The sequence below is a fragment of the Clostridium sp. genome, from assembly GCF_016650095.1.
Taxonomy (GTDB): domain Bacteria; phylum Bacillota; class Clostridia; order Clostridiales; family Clostridiaceae; genus Clostridium_AD.
This window is the reverse complement of record NZ_JAENWL010000233.1, coordinates 1-6,039: the sequence shown is the minus strand read 5'-3', so window position 1 is coordinate 6,039 and position 6,039 is coordinate 1. Positions and strand designations below refer to the sequence as shown.

At 32.7% G+C, this 6,039-nt stretch carries 5 protein-coding genes; 1 reads left to right on the top strand and 4 read right to left on the bottom strand.

The genetic code is table 11. The features are described from left to right. Positions 1-125: 125 nt before the first annotated feature. The 4 genes from JJE11_RS13010 to JJE11_RS12995 form a co-directional block, all read right to left on the bottom strand. Positions 126-305: a hypothetical protein gene (locus JJE11_RS13010; protein ID WP_291636290.1), complete on the bottom strand. Its 180-nt coding sequence runs from the start codon at positions 303-305 to the stop codon at positions 126-128. A gap of 177 nt (positions 306-482) precedes the next feature. Beyond that, positions 483-1,892, bottom strand: a complete 1,410-nt coding sequence (locus JJE11_RS13005) for a Na+/H+ antiporter NhaC family protein (protein WP_291636288.1) — start codon at positions 1,890-1,892, stop codon at positions 483-485. Between the two features lie 72 nt (positions 1,893-1,964). Further along, complete coding sequence (locus tag JJE11_RS13000; protein ID WP_291636287.1) at positions 1,965-3,131, bottom strand: alanine dehydrogenase; 1,167 nt, start codon at positions 3,129-3,131, stop codon at positions 1,965-1,967. A 382-nt stretch (positions 3,132-3,513) separates the two neighbouring features. Beyond that, positions 3,514-4,704, bottom strand: coding sequence for a sigma 54-interacting transcriptional regulator (locus tag JJE11_RS12995; protein WP_291636285.1), 1,191 nt, complete (start codon positions 4,702-4,704; stop codon positions 3,514-3,516). A gap of 550 nt (positions 4,705-5,254) precedes the next feature. On the opposite strand from JJE11_RS12995, the gene JJE11_RS12990 reads away from it, so the two are divergent. Then, the coding region (locus tag JJE11_RS12990) for a DMT family transporter (RefSeq protein WP_291636283.1) at positions 5,255-6,039 on the top strand (785 nt) is incomplete at its 3' end.

Sequence of the window (6,039 nt, the reverse complement as noted above, 5' to 3'; positions counted from 1 at the left end):
ATAGTATGTCTTGGGTAAAGTCTTCCTCTTTTAATAAATTATTCAAAAACTCTGATTCATCAATACTTAGCGGATATAGTTTTTTCTGTTTTTTCATTCGGTTCCTAAATTCATTAAGTGCAACCTTAAACAACCAGGAAGAAAGTTTTTTCTTTGGACACGCCATCCATGTATTGAATTGCTTTAACAAAGCTATCTTGAACAATGTCCTCAGACTCTTGCTTTGTACATCCATTTTTAATTAAATATCCAAATATAATTTTAGATTGGTTTCTATATAAATCTAATAGTAACTGGCTATCCATTTTTCCCTCCTTTTCTGTAACGTTTAATTTTCTCTATACTAATAAGACAATTTTATCATTAAAAGGTAAACAAAGTTATAGAATAAATAATAGCAAAATAAAAATAGATAGAGTAATCATAGTTCTCTATGATTACTCTATCTATTTTGTTAGTGGGTTAAATTAAATAGGAGATCGTTATACGAAAACAAATCCTATGATTAAATAAAGTATGGTAGCAAAACCTGCAACCGTTAAGGCATAAGGGAGTTGAGTTCTAACATGATCAATATGGTCTGCTGCAGCACCAGTAGATGCTAAAACAGTAGTATCTGATAATGGAGAACAATGATCTCCAAATACGCCACCTCCTGCAACTGCAGAAACGGTAGCCAGTACTAATGGTGTAACCACGTTACCTGTAAAGATAAAAGCTAGTGGTACAGATAAAGGCATAACGATAGCAAAAGTTCCCCATGATGATCCTGTAGAGAAAGAAATTATTGCAGCTATAAGAAAGGTTAATACGGGTAATAAACTTGGAACTAACCAGCTTTCCGTTAATGAGATAATATAATTAGCTGTACCCATATTTTTACTTAAATTATTGATAGAATATGAAAGTGCCAATATGATGACAGCGGGCATTACACCCTTCATACCTAACATAGCCGTTTTCATAATATCACTAAATGGGATTCCTTTAATTCTCATAATAATACCTAAAACAATAGCTGCGGCTAAAAAAGCCTCCATAGTTTTAGCAGATTTAAGCACTATAAAAGTCCCTACTGCAATAGAAATTACGATTAAGACTGGTAAGATAAAAGTTAATAACACATTGATTTTAAATCCTTCGTAGGGTGGTGTATCGGTTAATTCTTCGCCAAGTAATGGTTCAGCACCATCTGCCAACACCTTACCTTCATTTAGTGCTCTCTCTTCAGCCTTTTTCATAGGACCAAACTCTGGTATGATTTTCATAGCAGTTAGTCCAACAAAAGCAACAGACAATATGGCATAAAAGTTGAAGGGAACCGCTCTTGTAAATACCATCATGGCATCAGAAACATCTTTGATAGGACCCATCCCAACAAGTAAACCTGAAATAAATACTGCCCAACCAGTAATTGGAACCATAACACTAACAGGTGCAGAAGTAGAATCAGCGATGTAGGCTAATTTTTCACGGGATATCTTTGCTTTATCAGAAAGTCCTCTCATAGTAGATCCAACAAACAATGGGCTAAAATAATCACTAAAAAATACAAACATCCCCATGAACCAAGCAACTACTTGAATGCCTACCCTACTAAGTTTTTTATCGTCCATAAATTTAGTGAATCCTTGAATAGCGCCAGTTCTTTGGAAAAATGCAATTAATATACCAATAAATAATTCTAGTAATAAAATCCAAGAAAAGCTAGTAGTACCTAGAGATTCCTTTAATAGAGTTGGAAAACCGAGAAGACCCTCTCCCATGACTAATACTCCTACAAGGCAAGCTGTTGCTAAAGCGAATATAGCATTTTTTGTCTTGAAAGCTAATATAATAGCAATTAATGCGGGCAATAATGATATAATACCTGAATTTGCACCTATTTCCATTTTTACTTCCTCCTCTGTAATAATAAATTAATCTACTGCTCAATTTTAGTAAGTCGTATCTTATTCCTTAGATTAGATTTTCAAGAAATTATCTGATTTTGTCATGGTAGCAGTTGGTGCAGGGTCGAGTTTTTCGTTTTGTATATTTAATATTACTTCAGGTTTTACCCAAGGCTTATTTTGAACAGCACTTGTTTCCTCATGAGTAATGTATCCTTTATACGCAGTCAAACTACGTCTTAAATATCCATCTTTTATGCAAGCTTTTTTTACTCCTAAGTTAAGAATTGATCGTAAATGTGGTAATACAGATGCAGCATATGCTACGGATACTGTGTTTGCAATAGCACCTGGAATATTACCAACGCAGTAGTGGACTATTCCATTTTCTATATATGTTGGGTTTGCATGACTGGTTTCATGAAAAGATTCTATAGCTCCTTTATCATCATTGCTTATATCTACAATTACAGATCCTTTTTCCATTAAATTAAGCATATCACGATCAATTAAGAAATTAGGATTTCCCTTTGGCCATTTTACACAATTAATTACCAGATCAATTCCAGGAAGTAATTTCTTGATATTTTCTTTAGTTGAAAATTGGGTATTAACTTTTTCGTTGTACATTGTCCCGATTTCTCTTAAAGTTCCCATATTTACATCCATTACAGTGCACCATGCTCCTAATGATTGGAGAACTTGTAATGCAGATTTCCCAACTATTCCTCCTCCTAGGATAAGAACTTTAATTCCAGGAGCACCCGCTAAACCGTTTACAAATTTGCCCTTACCACCATTGATAGTAAGCATAGAGTATAATCCCATTAAAGCACCTTGCTTGCCAGCTGCCTCGCAGTTAACTGAGCCGAATCTATGAGAATCTTCTGCTGTGAATGCAATACACTTGCTATTAAGAAGAGCTTGGACTTCTTCTTCATGAGCAGCCGGATGTAAACAAGTATATACTATTTGATCCTTTCTAAGTAATTCATATTCTTGTTTTTCAATTTGTTTAACTTTTGATATTAAGTCACACCTGTCATATATCTCGGGGACTGTTTCTACTATTTCAGCACCTTCACTTACATAAAGTTCGTTGCTAAATCCTGCATTTACTCCAGCATCCTTTTCAACTAGGACAATGTGTCCATCCTGTATAATAGAAGCTACTTCTACAGGAGTTGCTATAACTCTGTACTCTCCAACTTTGATGTCTTTTAATACTCCAAATATCATTTTATACCCTCCTAAGATTATGAAAATTCTGTTTGTATGTTATTATGCTAAAGCAATACTTATGCCAAGAAAATTTAAGTGATGAAGTTATTCAGATTTTCTCTTATTAATAATAGTAGAAATTATAAATAGCAATTCTAATATTATTCTTCACAGGTATATAATAGCAGGGCATACAAAGAATAAAATATAAAAAAAGGGGAGATACATGAGGTGTTAGTAAGTAAATAAAAAAATAAAATAAATCTATAAAAAGATATTTCAAATTTTCTGAAGATTATTAACATTATGAAGTCGTCTAAAAAGCTCATAAATGAGCATTTGCGTGTTCATTTATGAGCTTTTTAGATTGGTTGACTAATATTCACTTTTATAAAAGTTATTATATTTTGTAATAATTAACTTTTCTTTGCAATGTTTGTCTTGGTATGTTAAGTAACTTTGATGCCATTGTTACATTATGTTCAGATGATAAAAGAGCTTTCTCTATTAAACTTTTCTCATAATTGTCCATATTTTCCTTAAGAGAGACTATCTCAAACTCCTTAGCACTGTCCCTTATTGATGTAAGTTCTTTGAATTTATATTCTATATCAGAAAACATAAGTTTCTTATTGGTTTTCTTCACGGTACTTAACCCATAAACGATTATATGTTCCAATTCTCTTATATTTCCTGGCCAATCGTATGACGTAAGCTTAGTGTAGAGCTTTTTAGAAACATATTTTATATTCTTATCAAAAACTTTATTATATTTAATAATATAATGATTTACGAGCAGAGGAATGTCGTCTAATCGATCTCTTAATGGGGGGATGTTTAGAAGCATAACACTTAAACGGTAGTAAATATCCCTTCTCAATTCTCCAATTTTAATAGCTTCATTTGGTTCAATATTGAGTGTTGATATTATCTTAACATCTACTTTTTTAACTTCTTTTGACCCTATGCTTCGAAAGGTTCCGTCTTGCAAAACTCTAAGTAGTTTTGGCTGAAGATAAACTGGCATAGAGTTTATTTCATCCAAAAATAGACTTCCTCCATCGGCAAGCTCTAATAGTCCTATATTATCAATAGCACCTGTAAATGCTCCTTTTGCAGTGCCAAATAAAATACTTTCTAATAGATTATCTGGTATTGCTGCACAGTTTTGAGCAATAAAAGGCGCATTTTTTCTTTTGCTTGCGTTATGAATAGCTTGAGCAAAGAGTTCCTTACCTGTACCTGTTTCTCCATATATCATAACAGGAAGGTCACAATTTGCAGCAATTTCTATATAATCTTTAAGGGCAAGCATTTTATTATTGTTAGATATAATGTTATCAACAGAGTAGGGTGCAAAGCTTTTATTAACATAAAGATTTTTTACCGTGGGAATTTTAAATGGGGCACTATCAATTTCAATAACGGCTGTATTTTCTTTGGATTCTACTTTCGACGAAGATAGGTCAATAGCGCCAACAATTCTATTACCAGCTCTTATAGGAATAGATAAAGATGCTATTTTTATATCTTTTTTATCCTTTACTTTAAGTGTTTGGTCTGCACTATATATTGGTGATCCAAGTTCCATAGCTTTGTAAATGGTACTGGTATTTCTAGTGAGGTTATCATATATATCAAAAAAATTCTTTCCTAAGACCTCATAGTTCTCTTCTTCAGGTGAATTTAGCTTGTTGTTGAATTTTGCTGTAAATAGAATTTCACCTGAAACATTGATAATGGTAATTCCATCTACATAACCTCCCTCATTAAAAATATTTTTAACTACTTCTATGATTGAAGCACCTCCCGCTTATGTTAATGGTTTGATAAATTAATTCTCATTAATTTTAGTATATCATTAGTTTGTCATGTCTGTAAAAGGAAGAAAGAGGTAATAAAGTAGCTGATTAATAAGTGTACAATTAATATAACAGTACCTAAGCAAGTGTCTTTTACTCTTTAAAAAAGTATGTTTAAACCATGATATACCACTTAAATCTGTTGAAAAAAACGTTTCCATATATTATAATTGCAGGGGATGATACAATTCTTGAGCTATAATATTTTGAGATTAATAACATAGCATGATAAAAGAATAGGAATTATAAATTTTTTTTAATAGAGGGGGTAAATATACAATGAAAAACCAAGAAATAAAAGCAGACATGCTTCTTTTGTTAACAGCTATAATATGGGGATTTGCATTTGTAGCCCAAAGGATTGGGGCACAGTATGTGGGAGCCTTTACCTTTAATGGTATTCGGTTTGCATTAGGTAGTATTTCTTTGATTCCACTAATTTTATATTTTAATAGAAAATCAAAGGACGATACAGAAAAACAAAAGATATCTGTAAGTGCTTGGCATGGTGGAGCTATTGCAGGCTGTGCTCTTTTTATGGCAGCTTCACTTCAACAAATTGGGTTATCTTACACTAGTGTAGGAAAGGCTGCTTTCATAACAGGTTTATATATGGTAATCGTACCACTTTTGGGTATTTTATTAAAACAGCATGTTAACATAACTACTTGGATGGGCGTAGCGTTGGCAGTTGTTGGGCTATATTTTTTAAGTATAACAGAAAATTTTTCTATTTCGAAAGGGGATTTAATTGAGCTAGTGGGCGCAGTATTTTGGTCTATTCATATATTAACAATTGATCATTTTGTAAAAAAAGTGGATGCATTGAAATTGTCTTTTGTTCAATTTATAACTTGCTCAATACTTAGTATGATTGTTGCAGTGATCTTTGAAAAGATCACGATAAATGGATTAACGCAGGCTATTATTCCAATACTCTACGGTGGTATTTGTTCAGTAGGGATAGCTTATACGCTACAAGTTGTTGGACAAAAACATGCGAAGCCTTCTCACGCTGCGATAATTCTTAGTTTAGAAGCTGTTTTTGCAGCTATTGGTGGGTT